General features: G+C 71.4%; 19 protein-coding genes and 1 tRNA gene. 12 read left to right on the top strand and 8 right to left on the bottom strand.

Annotated features, from left to right (window positions below; translation table 11 throughout):
* Window positions 1-33: 33 nt before the first annotated feature.
* A complete protein-coding gene (locus tag J1M64_RS01755; protein WP_206472339.1) occupies window positions 34-1638 on the bottom strand; it encodes an MDR family MFS transporter in 1605 nt (534 codons plus the stop codon).
* Window positions 1635-2357 carry a TetR family transcriptional regulator gene (locus J1M64_RS01750; protein WP_206472337.1) on the bottom strand — a complete coding sequence of 241 codons (723 nt, stop codon included), beginning with the start codon at window positions 2355-2357 and terminating at the stop codon, window positions 1635-1637. Before J1M64_RS01750 ends, J1M64_RS01755 begins: the two co-directional genes overlap by 4 nt.
* A 113-nt stretch (window positions 2358-2470) precedes the next feature.
* Between J1M64_RS01750 and J1M64_RS01745 the strand changes: the two genes are divergently transcribed.
* Both J1M64_RS01745 and J1M64_RS01740 read left to right on the top strand, forming a co-directional pair.
* Window positions 2471-2543 (top strand) — tRNA-Glu (locus J1M64_RS01745).
* A gap of 76 nt (window positions 2544-2619) precedes the next feature.
* A complete protein-coding gene (locus J1M64_RS01740) occupies window positions 2620-3471 on the top strand; it encodes an ABC transporter substrate-binding protein (RefSeq protein WP_206472335.1) in 852 nt (283 codons plus the stop codon).
* A gap of 26 nt (window positions 3472-3497) precedes the next feature.
* On the opposite strand, the gene J1M64_RS01735 is transcribed toward J1M64_RS01740, so the two are convergent.
* Window positions 3498-4199, bottom strand: coding sequence for an IclR family transcriptional regulator (locus J1M64_RS01735; protein ID WP_067717512.1), 702 nt, complete (start codon window positions 4197-4199; stop codon window positions 3498-3500).
* Between the two features lie 68 nt (window positions 4200-4267).
* Between J1M64_RS01735 and leuC the strand changes: the two genes are divergently transcribed.
* From leuC to J1M64_RS01720, 3 genes are all read left to right on the top strand, one after another.
* The gene (gene leuC / locus J1M64_RS01730) at window positions 4268-5734 is read left to right on the top strand and encodes a 3-isopropylmalate dehydratase large subunit (protein ID WP_206472333.1); all 1467 of its coding nucleotides are present in this window, start codon (window positions 4268-4270) and stop codon (window positions 5732-5734) included.
* Between the two features lie 6 nt (window positions 5735-5740).
* Window positions 5741-6337 (top strand): 3-isopropylmalate dehydratase small subunit, encoded by a 597-nt coding sequence (gene leuD, locus J1M64_RS01725; RefSeq protein ID WP_206472331.1) that lies wholly within the window; start codon window positions 5741-5743, stop codon window positions 6335-6337.
* A 133-nt stretch (window positions 6338-6470) separates the two neighbouring features.
* Window positions 6471-6851, top strand: coding sequence for an HU family DNA-binding protein (locus J1M64_RS01720; RefSeq protein WP_154827745.1), 381 nt, complete (start codon window positions 6471-6473; stop codon window positions 6849-6851).
* Window positions 6852-6873: 22 nt separating this feature from the next.
* Here J1M64_RS01720 and J1M64_RS01715 read toward each other — a convergent pair whose 3' ends face one another.
* The 3 genes from J1M64_RS01715 to cofC are packed head-to-tail and all read right to left on the bottom strand — an operon-like array spanning window position 6874 to window position 10588.
* Window positions 6874-7779 carry an NUDIX hydrolase gene (locus tag J1M64_RS01715; protein WP_154827743.1) on the bottom strand — a complete coding sequence of 302 codons (906 nt, stop codon included), beginning with the start codon at window positions 7777-7779 and terminating at the stop codon, window positions 6874-6876.
* A complete protein-coding gene (locus J1M64_RS01710) occupies window positions 7776-9872 on the bottom strand; it encodes an RNA degradosome polyphosphate kinase (RefSeq protein WP_206472329.1) in 2097 nt (698 codons plus the stop codon). Before J1M64_RS01710 ends, J1M64_RS01715 begins: the two co-directional genes overlap by 4 nt.
* Window positions 9869-10588, bottom strand: a complete 720-nt coding sequence (cofC, locus tag J1M64_RS01705; protein ID WP_206472327.1) for a 2-phospho-L-lactate guanylyltransferase — start codon at window positions 10586-10588, stop codon at window positions 9869-9871. The genes J1M64_RS01710 and cofC overlap by 4 nt, the downstream gene beginning before the upstream one ends.
* Window positions 10589-10699: 111 nt before the next feature.
* On the opposite strand from cofC, the gene J1M64_RS01700 reads away from it, so the two are divergent.
* Window positions 10700-11698 carry an NAD(P)H-dependent glycerol-3-phosphate dehydrogenase gene (locus J1M64_RS01700; protein WP_096907217.1) on the top strand — a complete coding sequence of 333 codons (999 nt, stop codon included), beginning with the start codon at window positions 10700-10702 and terminating at the stop codon, window positions 11696-11698.
* A 10-nt stretch (window positions 11699-11708) separates the two neighbouring features.
* The gene (locus J1M64_RS01695; RefSeq protein ID WP_154827737.1) at window positions 11709-12815 is read left to right on the top strand and encodes a D-alanine--D-alanine ligase family protein; all 1107 of its coding nucleotides are present in this window, start codon (window positions 11709-11711) and stop codon (window positions 12813-12815) included.
* Window positions 12816-12846: 31 nt separating this feature from the next.
* Here J1M64_RS01695 and J1M64_RS01690 read toward each other — a convergent pair whose 3' ends face one another.
* The gene (locus J1M64_RS01690; protein ID WP_206472325.1) at window positions 12847-13467 is read right to left on the bottom strand and encodes a DUF3515 domain-containing protein; all 621 of its coding nucleotides are present in this window, start codon (window positions 13465-13467) and stop codon (window positions 12847-12849) included.
* Window positions 13468-13591: 124 nt separating this feature from the next.
* Here J1M64_RS01690 and thiL point away from each other — a divergent pair, with 124 nt between their 5' ends.
* Genes thiL through J1M64_RS01675 form a run of 3 tightly spaced genes read left to right on the top strand, consistent with a single transcriptional unit; the run spans window position 13592 to window position 15815 of the window.
* Entirely contained in the window at window positions 13592-14569 is a 978-nt protein-coding gene (gene thiL, locus J1M64_RS01685; RefSeq protein WP_256819564.1) for a thiamine-phosphate kinase, read from the top strand.
* A gap of 10 nt (window positions 14570-14579) precedes the next feature.
* Window positions 14580-15101: a gamma carbonic anhydrase family protein gene (locus J1M64_RS01680; RefSeq protein ID WP_206472320.1), complete on the top strand. Its 522-nt coding sequence runs from the start codon at window positions 14580-14582 to the stop codon at window positions 15099-15101.
* Between the two features lie 3 nt (window positions 15102-15104).
* Window positions 15105-15815 (top strand): uracil-DNA glycosylase, encoded by a 711-nt coding sequence (locus J1M64_RS01675; protein WP_206472318.1) that lies wholly within the window; start codon window positions 15105-15107, stop codon window positions 15813-15815.
* Window positions 15816-15861: 46 nt separating this feature from the next.
* Here J1M64_RS01675 and J1M64_RS01670 read toward each other — a convergent pair whose 3' ends face one another.
* Window positions 15862-16656, bottom strand: coding sequence for an enoyl-CoA hydratase/isomerase family protein (locus J1M64_RS01670; protein ID WP_206472316.1), 795 nt, complete (start codon window positions 16654-16656; stop codon window positions 15862-15864).
* 127 nt (window positions 16657-16783) lie between these two features.
* Here J1M64_RS01670 and J1M64_RS01665 point away from each other — a divergent pair, with 127 nt between their 5' ends.
* Together J1M64_RS01665 and recG are read left to right on the top strand one after the other, a co-directional pair.
* Window positions 16784-18502, top strand: coding sequence for a DAK2 domain-containing protein (locus J1M64_RS01665; protein WP_206472314.1), 1719 nt, complete (start codon window positions 16784-16786; stop codon window positions 18500-18502).
* The gene (recG, locus tag J1M64_RS01660) at window positions 18499-20754 is read left to right on the top strand and encodes an ATP-dependent DNA helicase RecG (RefSeq protein WP_206472312.1); all 2256 of its coding nucleotides are present in this window, start codon (window positions 18499-18501) and stop codon (window positions 20752-20754) included. The genes J1M64_RS01665 and recG overlap by 4 nt, the downstream gene beginning before the upstream one ends.
* Window positions 20755-20773: the final 19 nt, after the last annotated feature.

Here is a 20773-nt window from a genome sequence, read left to right as displayed (position 1 = left end):
GGTGAGCCGGGACGCGGGGGCGTGGGAGGAGAATCAGTCCACCGTCTCTTTGAGGGTGTCCTCGCGCACGAACAGCAGCAGCACCGTGGCGACCAGGATGAGCGGCACCACGACGTGGTAGATCGGCACCAACGCGTCGTTGTAGGAGCTGACGATCGCGTCGTGCAGGGGCCCGGGCAACGCGGCCAGGATCTCCGGGCTCATGGAGTTGGCCGCACCCGAACCGTTCGAGAAGGTCTCGGCCACCGCGGCGCCCTCGGGACCGAGTTCCGCGGCCGCGGCGGGGACCCGCTCGCCCATGAGATCGGCGAGCCGGCTGACGAACAGCGAACCCACGATCGCCGAACCCATGGTGCCGCCGATCTGGCGGAAGAAGTTGTTGGACGCCGTGGCGGTGCCGACCATCGTGATCGGGAAGGTGTTCTGCACGATCAGCACGAGCAGTTGCATGCACAATCCGAGACCGAAGCCGAACACGAACAGCACCACGCCCAGGTGCACCAGGGTGTCTCCGGCCTCCAGCGAACCGATGAGCCACAGGCCCGCGGCCATGATCACGGTGCCGACCACCGGGTACCACTTGTAACGGCCGGTCCGGCTGACGATGTTGCCCACGATGATGGACGTGCCCATCATGCCGGCCATCATCGGCGTCATCATCAGTCCGGCGGCGGTGGGGCCGAGCCCGTGGACCATCTGGATGTAGGTGGGCAGGTACGCCATGCAGCCGAACATCGCGACACCGACCAGGAGCCCGGCGCCGGTCGAGAGCGAGAAGTTCCGCTCGGCGAACAGCGTCATGGGGATCAGCGGGTGTTCCGAGCGCAACTCGACCAGGACGAACGCGACCGCGCACACGACGAACAGGGCGCCCATGCCGAGGATCATCGGGTCCGTCCAGTCGTACCGGTTACCGCCCCAGGAGGAGATGAGGATCAGAGCGGTGGTGCCGGTGGCCATGAGGACCGTGCCGGGCCAGTCGGTTCGTCGACCGGCGCCACGATTCGGCAGGCGGAGCCAGACCACGGCCACGACGAGGGCGACCAGGCACACGGGGAGGTTGAACCACAGGGCCCAGCGCCAGCCGGGGCCCTCGGTGAAGAACCCGCCGAGCAGGGGGCCCAGAACGGAGGACAGTCCGAAGACGGCGCCCAGCACGCCCATGTACCGGCCGCGCTGCCGGGCGGGGACGACGTCGGCGACGATCGCCTGGGAGAGCACCATGAGACCACCGCCACCGAGGCCCTGGATCGCGCGGGCCACGATGAGCAGGTCGATGTCCCACGCGACCGCGCCCAGAAGAGAGCCCGCCGAGAACAGGAGGATCGCGGTCACGAAGAGCGGCTTGCGGCCGATCTGGTCGCCGAGTTTGCCGTAGACCGGCAGGCCGATCGTCATGGTGAGCAGGTAGACGGTGATGACCCAGCTCATCCGGTCGACCCCACCGAGGTCGGCCACGATGGTCGGCAGTGCCGTGGCGAAGATCATCTGGCCCAGGGAGACGATGAGCATCCCGAGCAGCAGGGAGGTGAACACCAGCGGCACGTTGTGGGTCACCGGCGCCGGAGCCGCGGAGGTCGTGGTTCCCGGATCGGCGCCGGGGGAGGGCGCGGTAGTGCGGATATCGGTGTCGCTCATGCGGGACTCCCGGCGGGATGTGAGGCGGAGGGTGCGGTGGGCGCCGTGGTGTCGGGTGCGGTGGTGTCGGGTGCTCCCGCGAGCAGGGCGAGTTGCCGCAACGCGGTGGCGCAGTCACCGTCGAGGTCCTCGAAGGTGGCGGAGTCGCGGGCGAGCCACGCGGACAGCCCGAGGTTCGCCGATGCCGCGACCAGGGCCACGCAGGCCCGGGCCTCGGCCTCGACCGCCACCCCGGCCAGCCGACGCAGCGACGGGTGCCGGTCGAGGTGCACGATCACCAGGTCGGTCAGGCGGAGTTGGAAGCGCGACGAGGCGGTCATCCGCGCGGCCGCCAGCTCGGGCTCGGCGCGGAAGATGGCCCGGCGGCGCTGGGCCAGCGTGGCGGTCTGGTCCCTGTCGGCGGTGCGGGTCGCCGCGAAGGCGGCGAGGTAGAGACGGAGTAGCGCGTCGAGAACGCCCTCCTCGCCGCGGTCGAGGAAGGCGGCGCGGTCGGCCTCGGTGACGTCCTCGGGCGTGGCGCCGATGACGGCGGCCTCCTTGGAGGGCACGTAGTTGAAGAACGTCCGCTTGGAGATCTCGGCGGCGGCGCAGATCTGGTCGACCGTCACCGCGTCGAAGCCGTACTCGAGCACCAGGGAGGTCGCCGCGTTCTCTATGGCCACCATGGTCGCGCGACGCTTCCGGTCGCGCAGTGAGTCGGGGTCGGGGGGAGAGGACATGCCGGTCACGATAGCCGCTTACTTCACCGAGTGCATCTTTACACCCGGTGTACGGGGGCGATGTCGCGATTTGGTTCGTCGTCCACCATCCGGATATAGTGGTCGAGCGCCAAGCCCCCGTCGTCTAGCGGCCTAGGACGCCGCCCTCTCACGGCGGTAGCGTGGGTTCGAATCCCATCGGGGGTACAGGGGAGATGTCCCGGTTCGTCTGCAACGACGAGCCGGGACATCTCGCATTTGTGGCCGTGGCAGGATCACCGGGGTGACCTCTCGCCGTGACCTCCTCCGCCTGGCCGTCGGTGGCGGGTTGACCCTCGCGGGGCTCACCGCGTGCGGCCCGGGAGGGGGGTCGACGACGACACCGGCTCCGACGGCGAGCGACCCGCTGACTCCCCCCAGTCCGATCCGTACCCCCACACCGGACGCTCCGCCACGCCGCCTCATCGCGCTCTCCTCGGCCGACCTCGACGTCCTGCACGCCCTCGACCGTGAGCCCACCGCCGCGTGGGCCGTCGACGGGACGGGCCCGCGACCGTGGCGCGACCACCCGGCACCGCCGTCGCCGGAGTGGGACGGCCCCGGACTGCCGAGCCTGCGGTCGCTGCTGCCGTTCGGGGTCGACGCGTTCGTCCTGGTCGCGGCCGACGTCACCGGGCCCGAGCTCCGTGGGTACGAGCAGCTCGCCACGGTGATCGTCGACCCGCAGGGGAGACCCGGGTGGCGGGACCACCTCGATCTCGTCGCCGGGGCCGTCGACCGCGATCCCACCCCGGCAGCCGAGACGGCCGAGAAGGCGCTCGAGGAGTGGTCGGAGGAGCAGCGCCGCCTGGGGGTCGACGCCCTCGCCGTCGTCATCGGCACCGGCGCGCGGCCCGACACCCCCGTCGCCACCCTCGCGGCGACGTCGCCACTCGGCGCCGAGATCCGTGCGCTGGGCTTCGACGTGGACTCGCGCCCCGACCCCGTTCCGTACCGGGACCTCCGGCGGCCGGGCGTGCAGGTGGTGCGGGTGGACCCGCGCGACGACGATCTCGTGGCCGCGGTGCGCCAACCCAGCGTGGCCAGCCTGCCGTGGGCGCTCGAGCGGCTCACCCGCGGCCGGCGGCCCGCGTAGGGCCGGCGCGGCGGCGTCCCTGTCGACTAGAGCCGTTTGTGGATCGCATCGGCGGCGGCGAGCAGATCGGCCGCCCACTTCACGCCGGGGCGGCGACCGATGCGGTCGACCGGGCCCGACACGGAGATCGCGGCGACCACCGTGCCGGCGGCATCCCGGATCGGCGCGGAGATCGAGGCCACGCCCGCCTCCCGCTCGGCGACCGACTGCGCCCAGCCGCGCCGCCGGACGTCGGCGAGCTGGCGCTCGGTGTACGTGGCGTCGGCGAGCAGGGTGCGCTGGGTGGCGGGGTCGGCCCACGCCGCCAACACCTTCGCGCCCGAGCCCCGTGTCATGGGCAGGATCGCGCCGACGGGCACCGTGTCCCGCAGTCCCGTCGGTGGTTCCGCGGAGGCCACACAGATCCGGCGGTCACCGTCGCGGCGGTACACCTGCACGCTCTCCTCGGTCACCTCGCGCAGGCGGGGCAGCACGGAGGACGCGGCCTCGGCCAGGGAGTCCGACACGTGCGCGGCGAGCTTGGCCAGACCGGGCCCCAGGCTCCACACCCCGGCGTCGTCACGGGAGAGGAGTTGGTGGATCTCGAGCCCCACCGCAAGCCTGTGGGCGGTCGCGCGAGGCAGCCCCGTCCGCTCGCAGAGGTCGGCCAGGACGCACGGTTGCTCGGCCACGGCGTGGAGCACCGTCATCGCTTTGTCGAGGACTCCGATCCCGCTATACTGTCTCACAGTTCGACTATATCGTCCTACATGGTGAGAATCCATCGGATCCCATCAGGGCGTGGAGTGGAGGCGTGATGAACGAGACCGTGTCCGCAGGTACGCGACCGCGGACCCTGGCCGAGAAGGTCTGGGACGACCACGTGGTGGTCAAGGGCGAGGGCGAGGGCGGGTCCCGGGGGCCCGACCTGCTGTTCATCGATCTCCACCTCGTGCACGAGGTCACCAGCCCGCAGGCCTTCGACGGTCTCCGGCTGGCCGGACGCCGGCTCCGCCGCCCGGACCTGACCCTGGCGACCGAGGACCACAACGTCCCGACCGACATCGTCGGGGGCGCGGTCAACCTCATCGCCGACCAGACCTCGCGGATCCAGATCGAGACGCTGCGTTCCAACTGCGAGGAGTTCGGTGTCCGGCTGTACCCGATGGGCGACCTCGAGCAGGGGATCGTCCACGTCGTGGGTCCGCAACTCGGCCTGACCCAGCCGGGCATGACCGTGGTGTGCGGTGACTCGCACACCTCGACGCACGGGGCGTTCGGTTCCATCGCGATGGGCATCGGCACCTCCGAGGTCGAGCACGTCATGGCCACCCAGACGCTGGCCCTGCGCCCGTTCAAGACCATGGCCGTCACCGTCACCGGCGAGCTGCAGCCCGGCGTCACCGCCAAGGACCTCATCCTGGCCGTCATCGCCCAGATCGGCACCGGCGGCGGGCAGGGCTACATCATCGAGTACCGCGGCGAGGCCATCGAGAAGCTGTCGATGGAGGCGCGGATGACCATCTGCAACATGAGCATCGAGGCCGGTGCCCGGGCCGGCATGGTCGCCCCGGACCAGATCACCTACGACTACCTGCGCGGTCGCCCGCACGCGCCCGCGGGTGACGAGTGGGACGAGGCCGTGCGGTACTGGGACGGGCTCCGGACCGACGAGGACGCGGTGTTCGACACCGAGGTCGTCATCGACGGTGCCGCCCTCACCCCCTTCGTCACGTGGGGCACCAACCCCGGCCAGGGCGTGCCCCTGGGTGCGGCCGTCCCCGACCCCGAGTCGTTCACGGACGAGAGCGCGCGCATCGCCGCCGAGAGCGCACTGGAGTACATGGACCTCGAGGCCGGCACCCCCATGCGGGACGTGCCGGTGGACGTCGTGTTCGTCGGCTCGTGCACCAACGGCCGCATCGAGGACCTGCGCGCCGTCGCCGAGGTCGTCGACGGTCACACGGTGGCCGACGGGGTCCGGATGCTCATCGTGCCGGGCTCGATGCGCGTGCGCGAACAGGCCGAGGCGGAGGGCCTGGACAAGGTCTTCACCGCCTTCGGCGCCGAATGGCGCCAACCCGGCTGCTCCATGTGCCTGGGCATGAACCCGGACTCGTTGCTGCCGGGTCAGCGGTGCGCGTCCACATCGAACCGCAATTTCGAGGGCCGCCAGGGCAAGGGGGCCCGCACCCATCTGGTCAGTCCGTCGGTCGCCGCGGCCACCGCGGTGCTCGGACACTTCGCCTCACCCGTCGACCTCGAGCCCGCGAAGGGGGCCTGACACCTCATGGAGCCGATCACCACCCACACCGGCATCGGCGCCCCGCTGCGCCGCTCCAACGTGGACACCGACCAGATCATCCCGGCCGAGTACCTCAAGCGCGTCACGCGCACCGGCTTCGAGGACGGACTCTTCTCCTCCTGGCGGGCGAAGGAGCCCGACTTCGTCCTCAACCGGGCGCCCTACGACCGCGCCTCCGTCCTGGTCGCCGGACCGGACTTCGGCACCGGGTCCTCGCGCGAGCACGCCGTGTGGGCCCTGATGGATTTCGGGTTCCGTGTGGTCATCTCCTCGCGGTTCGCCGACATCTTCCGCGGCAACTCGGGGAAGTCCGGTCTCGTGGCCGCCCAGGTCGAGCAGGAGAACGTCGAACTCCTGTGGAAGGTCATGGACGAGCGACCGGGTATCGAGCTGACCGTCGACCTGGGGTCGCGCACCGTCACGGCCGGTGACGTCACGGTACCGTTCGACATCGACGACAACACCCGGTGGCGTCTCATGGAGGGGCTCGACGACATTGGTCTCACGCTGCGTGAAGCCGATCAGATCGCGGAGTTCGAGAGTCGCCGGCCCGCGTTCAAGCCGGTCACCACCCCACGCTGACCTCGGGATAAGAACTTGTTTCGGAGTAACCTCCGAAATGCCCCCGGCTGGCAAAAACGTGTGAGTATGCTTATGTTTAGTCGGCGCGGACCGGTACCGCGCCCGCATACCTCACCCGAAGGGGGATCCCCACGTGAACAAAGCCGACCTGATCGCCGAACTGGCGGAGCGGATGGGCGGAGATCACCAGCTCGCCACCGAGGCGCTGGAGAACACTCTCGACATCATCGTCCGGACGGTGGCGTCCGGGGAATCCATCACCATCATGGGGTTCGGCATCTTCGAGAAGAAGTCACGTGCGGCCAGGGTCGCCCGTAACCCCCATACCGGCGAGTCGATCCCGGTTCCGCCGACGTACTCGCCGGTGTTCCGGCCGGGCCAGTACTTCAAGTCCGTCATCCAGGGCACCGAGTCGCTCCCCGAAGACAGGCTCGCCGCGAAGCGCTCCAGCTCGCACCAGTCGTTCGGGGGCCTGCGCAAGAACGGTGTGAACCACCGCGAGAAGGTCAGCTGACCGACCGGCCCGCTACTGCAGTTCAGAACAGCGGTAGCGGGCTGGGGTAGTAGTCGGCGTAGGTCGGTCCCGCCCCGTCGAACCCCAGCGCCCACACGCCGGCCTTCTTGGTGGAGGCATCGCCGACGTCGATGTCGGTCGGGCCGGCCAGATCCCGGATCATCCCGGGGATGGCGGTTCCCTGCGAGGACACCACGGCGACGCCGTCGCCCGGGGCGATCGCGGCCAGCCGGGCCACGGCGGACGCCGGGTCGGCGAGGTAGGCCTCGTCGCTCAGCGCCGGTTCGACCGCGATCCCCACCCCGAGTTCGTCCGCCAGCGGCGCGAGCGTCTGTTCGCAACGGACCCTGGGCGCGCTGTACAACCGGGTCACGCCGAACGCGCGGAGCATCGGCACCAGCATCTCGGCCTGCGCCCGTCCGGACTTGTCCAGGGGCCGGAGGTCGTCGTTCCCGCTCCACTGGCTCCTGCTTCCGGCCTTGGCGTGCCGGACGACGAGCAGGGTCTTCCCGGCAGGCGGGGCCGCGCAGAAGCGGGCGAGGATTTTGCGGTCCAACGGGTAGGAGACCAGATCCTTGGCCTGCTCCACCGGGAGCCACCGGATCTCGTCGACCTCCGAGTTCGGCTCGAAGGTTCCCTCGCCGGCCATCGCCGACCAGTACGTGACCTCTTTGCGGGTGTTCTCCTTGAGGGGGTAGCCGGTGGTGCCGATCCGGGACTGCAGGACGGCGGTGAATCCCGTCTCCTCGGCGATCTCCCGGACCGCCGCGACCGGCAGCGACTCCCCGGCGTCGACCTTGCCCTTGGGCAGGGACCAGTCGTCGTAGCGCGGGCGGTGGACCACCGCGCACAGGCGGGAGTCGCCGTCCGTGCGGTACAGGACCGCGCCCGCCGCGGGCACCACCCGGATCTTGACCTTCTTGCTCATCGGTCCCGGAATCCCGCGTGCAAGGAGGCCGACCGCTCCTGGTGGTCGACCGAATCGGCCCAGTCCTCCGGGGCGGGCATGCGGGTCCAGTTGGCGTCGTGCCGGAGGTGGAAGCTGCGCGTGGCCGGATCGAGGGCGGAGTCGAAGATGCGGTGGATCTGTGCCTTGAGCCGGGGATCGGTGACGGTGACCATCACCTCGACCCGGCGGTCCAGATTGCGGTGCATCATGTCCGCACTGCCGATGAGGGCCTCGTCGGCGCCCCGGAAGTGCAGGATCCGGGAGTGCTCGAGGAAGCGCCCGAGGATCGAGCGGACGTGGATGTTCTCACTCAGGCCGGGGACGCCGGCCCGCAGCGAACAGATGCCCCGGACCACGATGTCGACCGGCACCCCGGCCTGGGATGCCCGGTACAGGGCGTCGATGACCTGCTCGTCGACGAGGGCGTTCGCCTTGAGCCGGATGCCGGCCTCGCGCCCCTCGGCGGCCAGCTCGATCTCGCGGTCGATCCGTTCGATGATCCCCGACCGGATGCCCTCCGGCGCCACCAGCAGGCGCCGGTACTTGCTCACGTTGGAGAACCCGGTCAGGTGGTTGAACAGATCCGTCAGGTCCGACACGACGTCCTCGTCGGCGGTGAACAGGCCGACGTCCTCGTACAGGCGGGCCGTCTTGGGGTTGTAGTTGCCGGTACCGATGTGTGCGTAGCGCTGGAGCCGGTCGCCCTCCTTGCGCACCACGAGGCAGGTCTTGCAGTGGGTCTTCAGGCCCAGGAGGCCGTACACGACGTGGACCCCGGCCTGCTCGAGCTCGCGGGCCCACCGGATGTTGTTCTGCTCGTCGAAACGGGCCTTGATCTCCACCAGCGCGACGACCTGTTTGCCGGCCGCGGCGGCATCGACCAGCGCGTTGACGATGGGGGAGTCGCCGGAGGTCCGGTACAGGGTCTGTTTGATCGCCAGGACGTCGTCGTCGGCAGCGGCCTGCTCGATGAACCGCTGGACCGTGGTGGCGAACGACTCGTAGGGGTGCTCGACGAGGACGTCGCCCTCCTGGAGGGAGGCGAAGATGTTGCGGGCCGTCTCCCTCTCACCGAACGCCGGGGGAGTGGCCGGCACCATGGGCGGGTCCTTGAGATCCGGCAGGTCCAGCCCGTGGATCTGCCACAGCCCCGTGAGGTCCAGCAGGCCCGAGAACCGGATGACGTCGGCCGAGTCCACGTCGAGCTCACGCTGCAGGATGCGGAGCATCCGCGGGGTGGTGTCCTCCGCGATCTCCAGCCGCACGGCCGACCCGAAGCGTCGGCGGGCGAGCTCGCGCTCGAGTGCCTGCAGCAGGTCCTCGTCGCGGTCCTCCTCGACCTCCATGTCCGCGTTGCGGGTCACCCGGAACACGTGGTGCTCTACGACCTCCATGCCCTGGAACAGATCCTGGAGGTGCGCGGCGATGATGTCCTCGGCGGGGACGAACGCGTACTCGTCCGGACCGCCGCGGTCGACCCGGACGAAGCGCGGGACGTTGTGCGGGATCTTCACCCGGGCGAAGTGCTCCTGGCCCGAGTCCAGGTCGCGGATGATCACCGCGAGGTTCAGGCTCAGCCCGGAGATGTACGGGAACGGGTGGGCGGGATCCACCGCGAGGGGCGTGAGGACGGGGAAGATCGAGTTGCGGAACAACTCCGCGAGGGTGAAGCGCTCCTCGGCCGTGAGGTCGCTCCAGGGCAGGATCCGGATCCCGTGCTCCTCCAGCGACGGCCGGATCTCGTCCTCGAACAGGCGGGTCTGTTCGTCGCACAGTTCCCGCGTCCGTCGGCTGATGCGGCCGAGCTGCTCGGCGGGTGTCTGGCCGTCAGCGGAGCGTACGGACAGTCCAGTCTTGTCGCGGCGCTGGAGACCGGCCACGCGGACCATGTAGAACTCGTCGAGGTTCGAGGCGAAGATCGCGAGGAACTTGGCCCTCTCCAGCAGCGGGAGGTCCTTCTCCCCGGCGAGTGCGAGGACCCGGGCGTTGAAGTCGAGCCAGCTCAGTTCGCGGTTGAGGTAGCGGTCGCGGGGCCGGGGCAATCCCTGGAGGGCGGTCGGTTCGGCGGTCACGGGACCATTGTGGCCGATACCCCGGTCGCGTGGGCGAGGAGGCGGACGGAGGGGTCACGGAGGGCCCCGGCGGTGGCGGGACCGACGGACCGCCCCGGCAACCTCGCGAGATCCTCCGGGACGTCGACATCCCGGGCGGCGGCGGCCAGATCGCCCACCGCCGCGACCGGTACCGCGCCGCCCTCGTCGCGGTACCGGGCGGCCGAATCGACACCGAACCGGCAGACACGGGGACCGGGCGCGCCGGTCCAGAACGCCATCGTGGTCCCGGCTCCGCGGTGGTCCGTGACCGTGGCGTGCGGGTGCCGGCCGGCGATGTCGAGGATCCGCGCGAGGTGCTCGGGTCGCAGTTCCGGGAGATCCGCCGCGACCACCCCGACCGGGCCCGGGACGTCGGCGAGTGCGTTGTCCAGGGCGAAATTGAGGGGGTCACCGTGGCGGGGGTCCGTACGGGCGGGTTCGTCGACGAACTCCGCCCCCGCCCCCGAGGCCAGTTCCTCCACACGGGGGTCGGCGGAGACGACGCGAACGCGGGCGACTCCCGGGGTCTCCCGGCAGGCGGCCAGGACGTCCACGGCCATCGCCACCACGAGAGCCCTCCTGCCGTCCGCGGTGAGTGCGGGCACCAACCGGCTCTTGGCGCGCTCGAGCGCCTTGACGGGGACGACGATCGTCCACCCGTCAGCCGTCGACCCGCCGTGCCCCGCTGTGCTCATCGCCCGCCATCCTGCCAGCCGGGCCTCACGAGCGTCCTCCGCCGGGTAGCGTTTGACCACGATTCGCCTGAGGGTGGCGGTCGGGAGCAGGTCGACGGTCGGGAGGCGATGATGGCGCGGATCGCGGTGATGGGTGCGGGGTCCTGGGGGACCGCGGTCGGCAAGGTTCTCGCCGACGCCGGATCCGAGGTCGTGATGTGGGCCCGTCGGGACGAGGTGGCAGCCGGGATCAACGACGCGCACTGCAACTCCAAATACCTCCCCGACATCGTGCTGCCGGCGACGGTCACCGCGTCGACCGACCCGGCGCGGGTCCTGGCCGGCGCCGAGGAGGTCGTGCTGGCGGTCCCGTCCCAGAGTCTGCGGGGCAACCTCGAGCACTGGGTCGACCACCTCGAGCCGGAGGCCGGGGTGATCTCGCTGGCCAAGGGCATCGAGACAGGGACTCTGATGCGCATCAGCGAGGTCGTCGCGGAGGTCACCGGGCTCGACGATCGCCGGATCGCCGCGCTGTCCGGCCCCAACCTCGCGAGGGAGATCGCGGAGGGGCAGCCCGCGGCGACCGTGATCGCCTGCACGGACGACGAGCGCGCGGCCCGGCTCCAGGACGCCTTCTCCACGCCCTACTTCCGCCCGTACACCAACACCGACGTCGTGGGCTGCGAGATCGGTGGCGCCACCAAGAACGTCATCGCCCTCGTGTGCGGCATCGCCACCGGGATGGGGCTGGGCGACAACACCATGGCCACCCTCGTCACCCGAGGGCTGGCCGAGACCACCAGGCTCGGCGTGGCGCTGGGCGCCAACCAGATGACCTTCGCGGGGCTGGCGGGCCTCGGGGACCTCGTGGCGACCTGCACCTCGCCCCTGTCCCGCAACCGGACCTTCGGCGAGCGTCTGGGCAGGGGAGAGACCCTGGAACAGGCCCAGCAGGCCACCAACGGTCAGGTCGCCGAGGGGGTCAAGTCGTGCACGTCGATCCGCGAACTGTCCCGCAGGGTCGGGGTGGAGATGCCGTTGACGGAGGCGATCCACGAGATCTGTCACGAGGGGGGCGACGCCGTCGAGGTGGCGGTGCGCCTCATGAGGCGGAGCACCAAGCCCGAGTAGCCTCGGCCCGGTGAATCGCATCACCGTTGCCGTCCTCTACGGCGGTCGTAGCTCCGAGCACTCCGTGAGCTGCGTATCCGCCGGCGCCGTCATGTCGCACCTCGACCCCGCCCGCTACGAGGTCATCCCCGTCGGGATCACCGAATCCGGGACGTGGACGCTCGGCCCGGAGGACGTGTCCGACCTGCGGATCGTCGACCGCAGCATGCCGGTCGTCGACCCACACCGCCCCCGGGTCGCACTGGGGCTGTCCACCGACGACCGTGGGGTCCTGCGGTTCTCAGACGGTGACCGGGCGGGGGAGGAACTCTCACGGGTGGACGTCGTCTTCCCCGTCATGCACGGCACCCACGCCGAGGACGGGACCGTCCAGGGGTTGCTCGAACTCTCGGGCATCCCCTATGTCGGCCCGGGAGTGTTCGCCAGTGCCGCCGGCATGGACAAGGAGTTCACCAAGGTCGTCCTGGGCGCGGCGGGACTGCCGATCGGGCGGCAGGTCGTGCTCCGGCCGGGTACGGAGACACTCTCGGCGTCGGACCGCGACCGCCTGGGCCTGCCCTTGTTCGTCAAGCCGGCCCGCGGCGGCTCGTCCATCGGCATCACCAAGGTGTCGCGGGCGGAGGAACTCGATGCGGCGATCACGGAGGCTCGACGCTTCGATCCGAAGGTGATCGTCGAGGCCGCGATCGTCGGGCGCGAGGTCGAATGCGGGGTCCTCGAGTACCCAGATGGCCGGGTGGAGGCGAGCCTGCCCGCCGAACTGCACATCCCCGGCGAGCCCACCGGCGGGGAGGGCGAGACCGAGGGTGACGCGTTCTACGATTTCGACACCAAGTACCTCGACGACGTCACCACCTTCGACCTTCCCGCCGATCTGTCGGACGAGGAGACCGGGCGACTGCGCGCACTGGCCGTGGAGGCGTTCCACGCCTTGGATGCCCGGGGGCTGAGTCGGGTGGACTTCTTCGTCACCGCCGACGGGCCGGTGATCAACGAGGTCAACACCATCCCCGGGTTCACGCCGATCTCCATGTACCCGCAGATGTGGGCGGCGACGGGCGTGGACTACCCGACCCTGCTCGACACCCTGGTGCGGACCGCGCTCGCCCGCGGCTGAGACGACCGCCCTCCGGCCCCGATCGGCCGGGTCAGCCGATCGGTGCGGGATCCGGCTCGACGGCCTCGAGGGTCGCGCCGAGCGCGTCGGACAGGTCCTGGATCGGTCCGGTGCCACTGCCGTCGGGCAGCGTCACCGCGACGAACTGCGGACGATCGACCGCGACCCAGGTCGACGCGGTGACCGCCGGGTCCGGATCGGGCTCGTTGAACCACTGGACGCCGTTGACCTCCTGCAGGCCCACCCCCACCGTGAAGGTCGGCGGAGCCGGCAGCCCGCAGCGGACGATCACCGGTTCGGCATCGGGCATCCGGTACGCCGCCGCCCCCTCCGGCGCCGGTTCGGCGAGAGCGACCCGGCCGGCCTCCCCGAGCGACTCCGGGAGCGCCTCGATCAGCGTCGCGCACTCCTCGGACCCGGCTCCGGGCGAGGGGATCGGCACCGCCGCCACCGGCTCGCTCGCGGCCGCCTCTGTGGCCTCCTCACCCACCGAGCGGACCAACACCAAGACGACGGCGAGCATGATCAGCGGGACGACCACCGCGAGGACCACCACGATGGTCGACACGGGGACCGCCCGCGCACCCGGGGTGCCGGTGTCCCGCGGTCCGGCGTCATACCGGTCGGTCGGATCCGAATCCGTCGAAGCCACGTCGTGTCGTCCTTCCTCCCACGATCGGCCGCCGACTCGGGCGGCCGCTAACCTGACGGCAACGCTACAGACCCCCGCCGGTGTGCCCGGCGACGAGACACCACGGGAAGCAGAGGTGGCCGCCGTGTCCGACCGCGCCCTCACCGTCGCCGAGGCGGGCGAGGCCGCGGTGCTCGCCGTCCTGCGCGGCGCGGCCGGGCACGCCGTGGACGACCCGGTCGGCAACGGCGACGACGCCGCGGTCCTGGGACCCGCCGCCGCCACCGTGGTCACCACCGACATGCTCGTCGAGGGCACCCACTTCCGTCTCGACCTCACCGGCTGGGACGACGTGGGCAGGCGCGCGGTGGCGCAGAACGTCTCCGACGTCCTGGCGATGGGGGCCGAGTGCACACGTGTCCTGGTCGCCCTCGCCGTACCGGCCGCGACGACGATGGGGCAGATCGCGGACCTTGCGGAGGGTGTTCACGGGGAGGCCGCGCGATCCGGCGCCGTCGTGGTCGGCGGGGATCTCACCAGAGCGGACCTCGTCGTCGTCGGCGTGACGGCGATCGGCACCCTCCCGCACGGAGCCCGCCCCCTGAGGATCGACGGGGCGGAGCCCGGCGACACGGTCGCGCTCACCGGCGCGCCCGGACGCTCGGCCGCCGGGCTGGCGCTGCTCCTGGCCGGGCACCCCGACGGCCCGCTCCAGCGGTCGCACCGGGTACCCGTACCGCCGATCGGTTCCGGCACCGCCGCCCGGCTGGCTGGCGCGCGGGCTCTCACCGACGTCAGCGACGGGCTGCTGCGCGACCTGTCGGGGCTCGCGCGGGCATCGGGCGTCGCGGCCGACCTCGTCACCGACGCGCTGCCCGTCGACCCGGTCCTGGCCGAGGCCGCGGGAACACTGGGCGTCGCGGACCCCGGGCGTCAGGTGCTGGACTGGGTCCTCGACGGTGGCGAGGACCACGGACTGCTCGGGACGTTCCCACCCGGGGCGGTGATCCCGCCCGGGTTCACGGCGATCGGCACCGTCCGGTCGGGAGAACCCGGCCTGGTCACCCTCGACGGTGAGCCCCGCACGCCGGGAGGCTGGGACTCCGCGCGCGGCGCGAACTAGGGTGATCCGCATGGCTGTCTACGCACTGGGAGACCTCGAACCCGACATCGCACCCGACGCCTGGGTGCACCCCGATGCGGTGGTCATCGGCCGGGTGACACTCGGCGCCGGCGCCTCGGTGTGGCCCACCGCGGTCCTGCGCGGGGACTACGGGCGCATCGAGATCGGCGCCATGACCAACATCCAGGACGGCACGATCGTCCACTGCACGGCCACCGAACCGACGATCATCGGCGCTCACTGCGTGGTGGGGCACAACGCGCACATCGAAGGTGCGACCATCGGGGACGGCGCCCTCATCTCGTCGGGTTCGATCGTGCTCAACGGCTCCGTGATCGGGGCCGGGGCGGTCGTGGCCGCCGGGTGCCTGGTCCCGCCCCGCTTCGAACTCCCCGCCCGTCGGATGGCGATGGGAATGCCGGCGAAGATCCGCGAGGGATTCGAGGTGGACCCCGCGATGCTCGAGGGCAACACCCAGATGTATCACGACAACGCCATGCGCTACCGCGCCGACCTGCGTCGACTCGACTGACCGGTGAGCGACCGACACGCCTCGCCCACCCCGTTGGCCGACCTCCTCGACCCCGGCTGGGCTCGTGCACTCGCGCCCGTCGAGGAGCGGATCCACCGGATGGGCGATTTCCTCCGCGCCGAGAACGCGGCGGGCCGGGGATACCTCCCCGCCGCCGACCGGGTCCTGCGTGCGTTCACCCAGCCGTTCGACGACGTGCGCGTGCTCATCGTGGGGCAGGACCCGTACCCGACGCCCGGCCACGCCGTCGGACTGAGTTTCGCGGTCGACGGCGACGTGCGCCCGCTCCCGCGAAGCCTGGTCAACATCTATCGCGAGTACACGGACGACCTGGGACTGGCGGCCCCCGGGCACGGCGACCTCGGGGCCTGGAGCCGTGCAGGGGTCCTGTTGCTCAACAGGGTGCTCACCGTCGCGCCCGGGGAGCCCGCCTCCCACCGCCGCAAGGGGTGGGAGGAGGTCACCGGGCGGGCGATCGAGGCCCTGGTCGAGCGGAATCGCCCGATGGTGGCGATCCTGTGGGGACGTCACGCGCAGTCGCTGGCGCCGATGCTGGGGGACACCCCCGTGATCGCGTCCGCGCACCCGTCGCCGCTCTCGGCGTCGCGGGGGTTCTTCGGCTCACGGCCGTTCAGCCGGGCCGACGAGGAACTGCGGGGACTCGGCGTCGAGCCGGTGGACTGGCGACTGCCCGAGGATCCGCTACAGATGTAGCGGCCCCGGCCGGTCCACGACGTGGCGTTCCCGGCTCAGCCCCCCCTCAGCCCCGTCCGAACTCCGGACGACGTTTGGCGACGAACGCATCCACGCCCTCGATGCCGTCCGGCGAGACGGCGAGGCGGGCGATCGACTCGCGCTCGGCGTCGAGCTGATCCGACAGCGTGGCGTTCTCGGAGGCACGCAGGAGCGCCTTCGCGGCGGCGTGGGATTCGCGCGGTCCGGCCGCGAGTCGCACAGCCAGCGACCGGGCGGCCTCCCGGACGTCGCCGTCGACGAAGGTCGTGAGCAGGCCCAACTGGAAGGCTCGCTCACCGTCCATCGGCTCGTTGCCGAGGATGAACGCCCGCGCCGCGGGCTGACCGACCGCGCGCGGCAGGCGCCACGACATCCCTCCGTCCGGCGACAGCCCGATGCCCGGATACGCCGCAAGCAGTCGGGTGTCGGGCCCGCCGACCGAGAAGTCCGCGGCCATGGCCAGCGAGGCGCCGGCGCCGGCCGCCCACCCCGCGACCGCGGCGACCACGGGCACGGTCACCTCGTCGAGCATCCGGACGACCCCGTGCAGCCGGTCCGCGAGCTCCCGCACGTGCTCCCAACGGTCCTCGGCCGCGGCGAAGCCCGGGACGTTGCCGCCGTTGCAGAAATTCTTGCCCAGGCCCACCAGCAGGACCGACCCGGCGTCGATCTCGCCGTCGAGGAGCGCACGGAGGGCGATGGCCGCCTGATCGACCGCGTCGGAATCGAGTGAGTTGCCCTTGCCCTCCAGCGAGACCGGGAGCGTGAGTACCCCATCGGTGAGAGTGACGAGGGGGGTGGCGGTGAGGTCTGCGGTCATCGTGGTGCTCCCGGGTCGTGTCGGCCGTCTCGGCTAGTCGGACGGCTGCCGAGTGCAGAGGGTACTAGGCTTGGCCGGGCCGACAGGGAAGATGGCCGCAGGGGTGGGCGCGCGGTGAGGAGGGGTGATGACGCAGGAGTCGACACGTGTCGAGGAACGTCCGTCGACCCTCGACGCGCACGGGCTGCTCACGTGGGCCCGGCGGTGCGTCGAGCAGCTCGCCGCCCGCCGCGAGGAGATCAACGCCCTCAACGTCTTCCCGGTCCCCGACGCCGACACCGGAACGAACCTGCTCTACACCATGCGGGCGGCCGTGGACCGGGCCGAGGGCGAGGACGCGTGGATCTCCGAGGGCGGGGGCACCGCCGGCGCCCGCGAGATCGCCGTCGCGCTGGGCCACGGGGCCGTGCACGGTGCGCGGGGGAACTCCGGCGTGATCCTGTCGCAGGTGTTGCGGGCGGTCGGCGAGGCGGCGACCTTCACCGTGGTCGACGCCTCCACCTACCGGCGCGCACTGCGGACCGCGGTGACCCTCGTGGACCACGCGTTGAGCGAGCCGGTCGAGGGGACCATCGTCACGGTCCTGCGGGAGGCCGCGACCGCGGCCGGACGGTCCTCCGCCTCCTCGCTGGTCGAGGTGGCCCGCGTGGCCGCCGACGCCGGCGCCGAGGCGCTCGACAGGACCACGTCACAACTGCCCGCGCTGAGCAGGGCCGGCGTCGTCGACGCCGGCGGGCGTGGGCTGCTCGTCCTGCTGGACGCCATGGTCGAGATCCTGGCGGGTCAGACCCCCGAACGGCCGGACTACTTCATCCCGAAGGACGGCGCAGAGGCGTCGTCAACGCCCGGGCACGATACGGACGAACCGCACGAGGACGCCGGGACCCGCTACGAGGTGATGTACTCGCTCACCCACTCCGACGACGCGCGCGCCGACGAGCTGCGGACCGCACTCCGGATGGTGGGCGACAGCGTGGGTGTCGTCGGCGACGGTGGCTCCGGAGCCAACGCCAGGTGGGCGGTGCACGTCCACACCGACGACATCGGCGCCGCGATCGAGGCGGCCCTGTCGCTCGGGCGGGTCACCGAGATCCGGGTGACCGACATGCTCGACCCCGTGGGCGATCGGCCCGGGCAGCACCGGGCCCACGGCGCCGGGGACCCGCACGGTTCGGACCCGCGAACCGGCGACCCCGGGCTGCGCAAGGTCGTCGCCATCGTGCCGGAGGGGCCGCTGGCCGACCTGTTCTCCGAGGCCGGGGCGGAGACCGTCGACCCGGGGGACGACGGGGAGGGCGTGATCGACGCAGTGCTCGCCGTCGACGCCGACGAGCTCCTCGTCCTACCCAACGGCGAACTGTCCCGCGACCAGATCGGCGCCATCGATGCCGCGCTGCGCGACGGCGAGGGTCACGCACTGATCCTGCCGACCGGATCCGTGGTCCAGGGCCTGGCCGCCCTGGCGGTGCACGACCCCACGACCACCCTGTCGCTGGACGGGTTCTCCATGGCCGACGCCGCGGCCGGGACCCGGCACGCCCACCTGATCCGGGCTGAGCAGGACGCGCTGACCCTGGTGGGTCGGTGCACGGCCGGCGACCTGCTCGGCGTGGTTGGGCACGACGTCGCACTGATCGAGTCCGACGCGGTCGACGCGGTGTGTGCGCTCGTCGACCGGGTGCTGTCCTCCGGAGGCGAACTCGTCACCGTGCTGTTCAGTGACGCCTACGACGAGGCGGCGACCGAGTCGGCGCTGTCCCGCGTGCGGTCCCGCCACCCCGACATCGAGGTGGTCGGATACGCCGCCGGCCCCGGGCGGGCCGTGGCCCACGTCGGGGTCGAATGACCTCTCTGGCCACCACGGACACCCCGCTCGCCGAGGTCCTCGACCCCGGGCTGGCGGAGCGCATCACCGCGGCGTTCGGGCACCGCAGCGTCGGCGACCTGTTGCACACCCTGCCGCGCCGCTACCGTCAGCACGGACAGCGCTACGACAAGCGGGAACTGGTCGACGGCGAGCGGGTCACGGTGATCGGCAAGGTCACCACCGCGCAGACCCGCACGTACCAGACCAAGCAGCGGCAGACGCGGGAGATGCTCACGCTGACGGTGGAGGACGGCGACACCACGTTCCGGGTCGTGTTCTTCGCCGGGCGCAAGATCAAGTTCATGCTCCCGGTGGGGACGCTGGCGATGTTCGACGGCACCGTCTCCCGCTTCCGCCGGTCACTGGACCTCAAGCATCCCGAGTTCCTCGTCCTGCGTCCGGTGACCGGCCCGGGCGGCCAGCTCAAGGGGTCCGGCGACCTCGCGGCGCTGGCACGCCTGGCCGCGGAGATCGACGCCGAGGGCGGACCGAGCCTGTTCGACCGTCCACTGTTGCCCGTGTACGCCGCCAAGGAGGGGGTCACCTCCTGGGACCTGCTCGGCGCGGTGGTCACCACCCTGCGGGCGTTGGTGCCGGTGGTCGACCCGCTCGACGCCACGGTCCGGTCGGTGGCGGGCCTCATGGACCTCGACGAGGCACTGCGTAAGGCCCACCTGCCCGAGAACTCCCGGGACAAGGATCGGGCCGGGTACCGGCTGCGCTTCGACGAGGCGCTCGCGCTGCAGTTGCTGCTCGGCGCCAGGCGCCGGTTCGTCGCGCGGGACCCGGCGCCGGCCAGTCCGGTGCGCGGGGACGGGCTCCGCGCGGCCATGGAGGCCCGGATGCCGTTCGAGCTCACCGGCGGACAGTCGGCGGTACTGGAGGAGATCTCGGCGGACCTGACCCGTGATGAGCCCATGAACCGGCTCCTGCAGGGCGAGGTCGGGTCGGGCAAGACCGTGGTGGCGTTGTTGGCGATGCTCCAGGTGGTCGACGCCGGCCGGCAGTGCGTGATGCTGGCCCCCACCGAGGTCCTGGCGGTCCAGCACCACCGTTCACTGACGGCGATGCTCGGCGATCTCGGTGAGCGCGGCAGGTTGGGCGCGGCCGAGCAGGCCACCCGCGTGGTGCTGCTCACCGGGTCGATGTCCACGGCCCAGCGGCGCGCGGCCCTGCTCGACATCGTCACCGGGGAGGCCGGGATCGTCGTGGGGACGCATGCGCTGATCCAGGACTCGGTGGACTTCTTCGACCTCGGCCTGGTGGTGGTGGACGAGCAGCACCGCTTCGGCGTCAGACAGCGTGATCGTCTGCGCGCCAAGGGTCGGGCGGGGTTGGTGCCGCACCTGTTGGTGATGACCGCGACCCCGATCCCGCGGACCATCGCCATGACCGTGTTCGGGGACCTGGAGGTGTCCGAGCTCCAGGAGCTCCCCGGGGGGCGTCGCCCCATCTCCACCTCCGTCGTCCCGGCGAGGGAGAAGCCGCGGTGGCTCCAGCGGACCTGGGAGCGGGTGCGCGAGGAGGTGGAGGCCGGCCACCGTGCGTACGTGGTGTGCGCGCGGATCGACGCCGACGACCCCGAGAAGGGCGACGACGACAACGGCAGCGACCGACCGCCGTTGGCCGCTGCCGTGGACCTGCACGAGCACCTCTCCACCGGGCCCCTGGCGGGACTGAGGATCGGACTCATGCACGGCCGACTCCCGCCGGAGGAGAAGGACGCCACCATGGCGGCGTTCGCGGCCGGCGCTCTCGACGTCCTCGTCTCCACGACTGTGATCGAGGTCGGTGTGGACGTTCCCCAGGCCACCGTCATGGTGGTCATGGACGCCGAGCGCTTCGGCGTGAGTCAGCTGCACCAGTTGCGTGGCCGCGTCGGTCGGGGCGGACTGCCCGGCCTGTGCCTGCTGGTGACCAACTCCCGCACCGGGGGTCGCTCGATGGAGCGGCTCGATGCCGTGGCGGCCACGACGGACGGCTTCGTGCTGGCGCAGTTGGACCTGGTGCAGCGCCGCGAGGGCGATGTCCTCGGGGACGCCCAGTCGGGTGCCCTCTCGGCGTTGCGGTTGCTGTCGGTGGTGGACGACGGTGAGGTGATCGAGATCGCCCGGCGCCACGCCGAACAGATCCTGGAGTCCGACCCGGGGCTGCACGCCCACCCGGCGCTCGCGGAGCGGGTCCGCCGCCTGGCCGGTTCCGAGGAATCCGACTACCTGTTCAGATACTGACCCACGACCACAGGGAAGA

The sequence above is a fragment of the Dietzia sp. KRD202 genome (genome assembly GCF_017168155.1).
Classification (GTDB): domain Bacteria; phylum Actinomycetota; class Actinomycetes; order Mycobacteriales; family Mycobacteriaceae; genus Dietzia; species Dietzia kunjamensis.
This window is presented reverse-complemented; position numbering and strand designations above follow the sequence as displayed.

What these genes read in the sequence shown, in the direction of transcription:
- cofC (WP_206472327.1), bottom strand. Translation starts at nt 10,588, where the DNA reads ATGAGCACAGCGGGGCACGGCGGGTCGACGGCTGACGGGTGGACGATC.
- J1M64_RS01755 (WP_206472339.1), bottom strand. Translation starts at nt 1,638, where the DNA reads ATGAGCGACACCGATATCCGCACTACCGCGCCCTCCCCCGGCGCCGAT.
- J1M64_RS01670 (WP_206472316.1), bottom strand. Translation starts at nt 16,656, where the DNA reads ATGACCGCAGACCTCACCGCCACCCCCCTCGTCACTCTCACCGATGGG.
- J1M64_RS01680 (WP_206472320.1), top strand. Translation starts at nt 14,580, where the DNA reads ATGGCTGTCTACGCACTGGGAGACCTCGAACCCGACATCGCACCCGAC.
- leuD (WP_206472331.1), top strand. Translation starts at nt 5,741, where the DNA reads ATGGAGCCGATCACCACCCACACCGGCATCGGCGCCCCGCTGCGCCGC.
- J1M64_RS01700 (WP_096907217.1), top strand. Translation starts at nt 10,700, where the DNA reads ATGGCGCGGATCGCGGTGATGGGTGCGGGGTCCTGGGGGACCGCGGTC.
- leuC (WP_206472333.1), top strand. Translation starts at nt 4,268, where the DNA reads ATGAACGAGACCGTGTCCGCAGGTACGCGACCGCGGACCCTGGCCGAG.
- recG (WP_206472312.1), top strand. Translation starts at nt 18,499, where the DNA reads ATGACCTCTCTGGCCACCACGGACACCCCGCTCGCCGAGGTCCTCGAC.
- J1M64_RS01750 (WP_206472337.1), bottom strand. Translation starts at nt 2,357, where the DNA reads ATGTCCTCTCCCCCCGACCCCGACTCACTGCGCGACCGGAAGCGTCGC.
- J1M64_RS01665 (WP_206472314.1), top strand. Translation starts at nt 16,784, where the DNA reads ATGACGCAGGAGTCGACACGTGTCGAGGAACGTCCGTCGACCCTCGAC.
- J1M64_RS01715 (WP_154827743.1), bottom strand. Translation starts at nt 7,779, where the DNA reads ATGAGCAAGAAGGTCAAGATCCGGGTGGTGCCCGCGGCGGGCGCGGTC.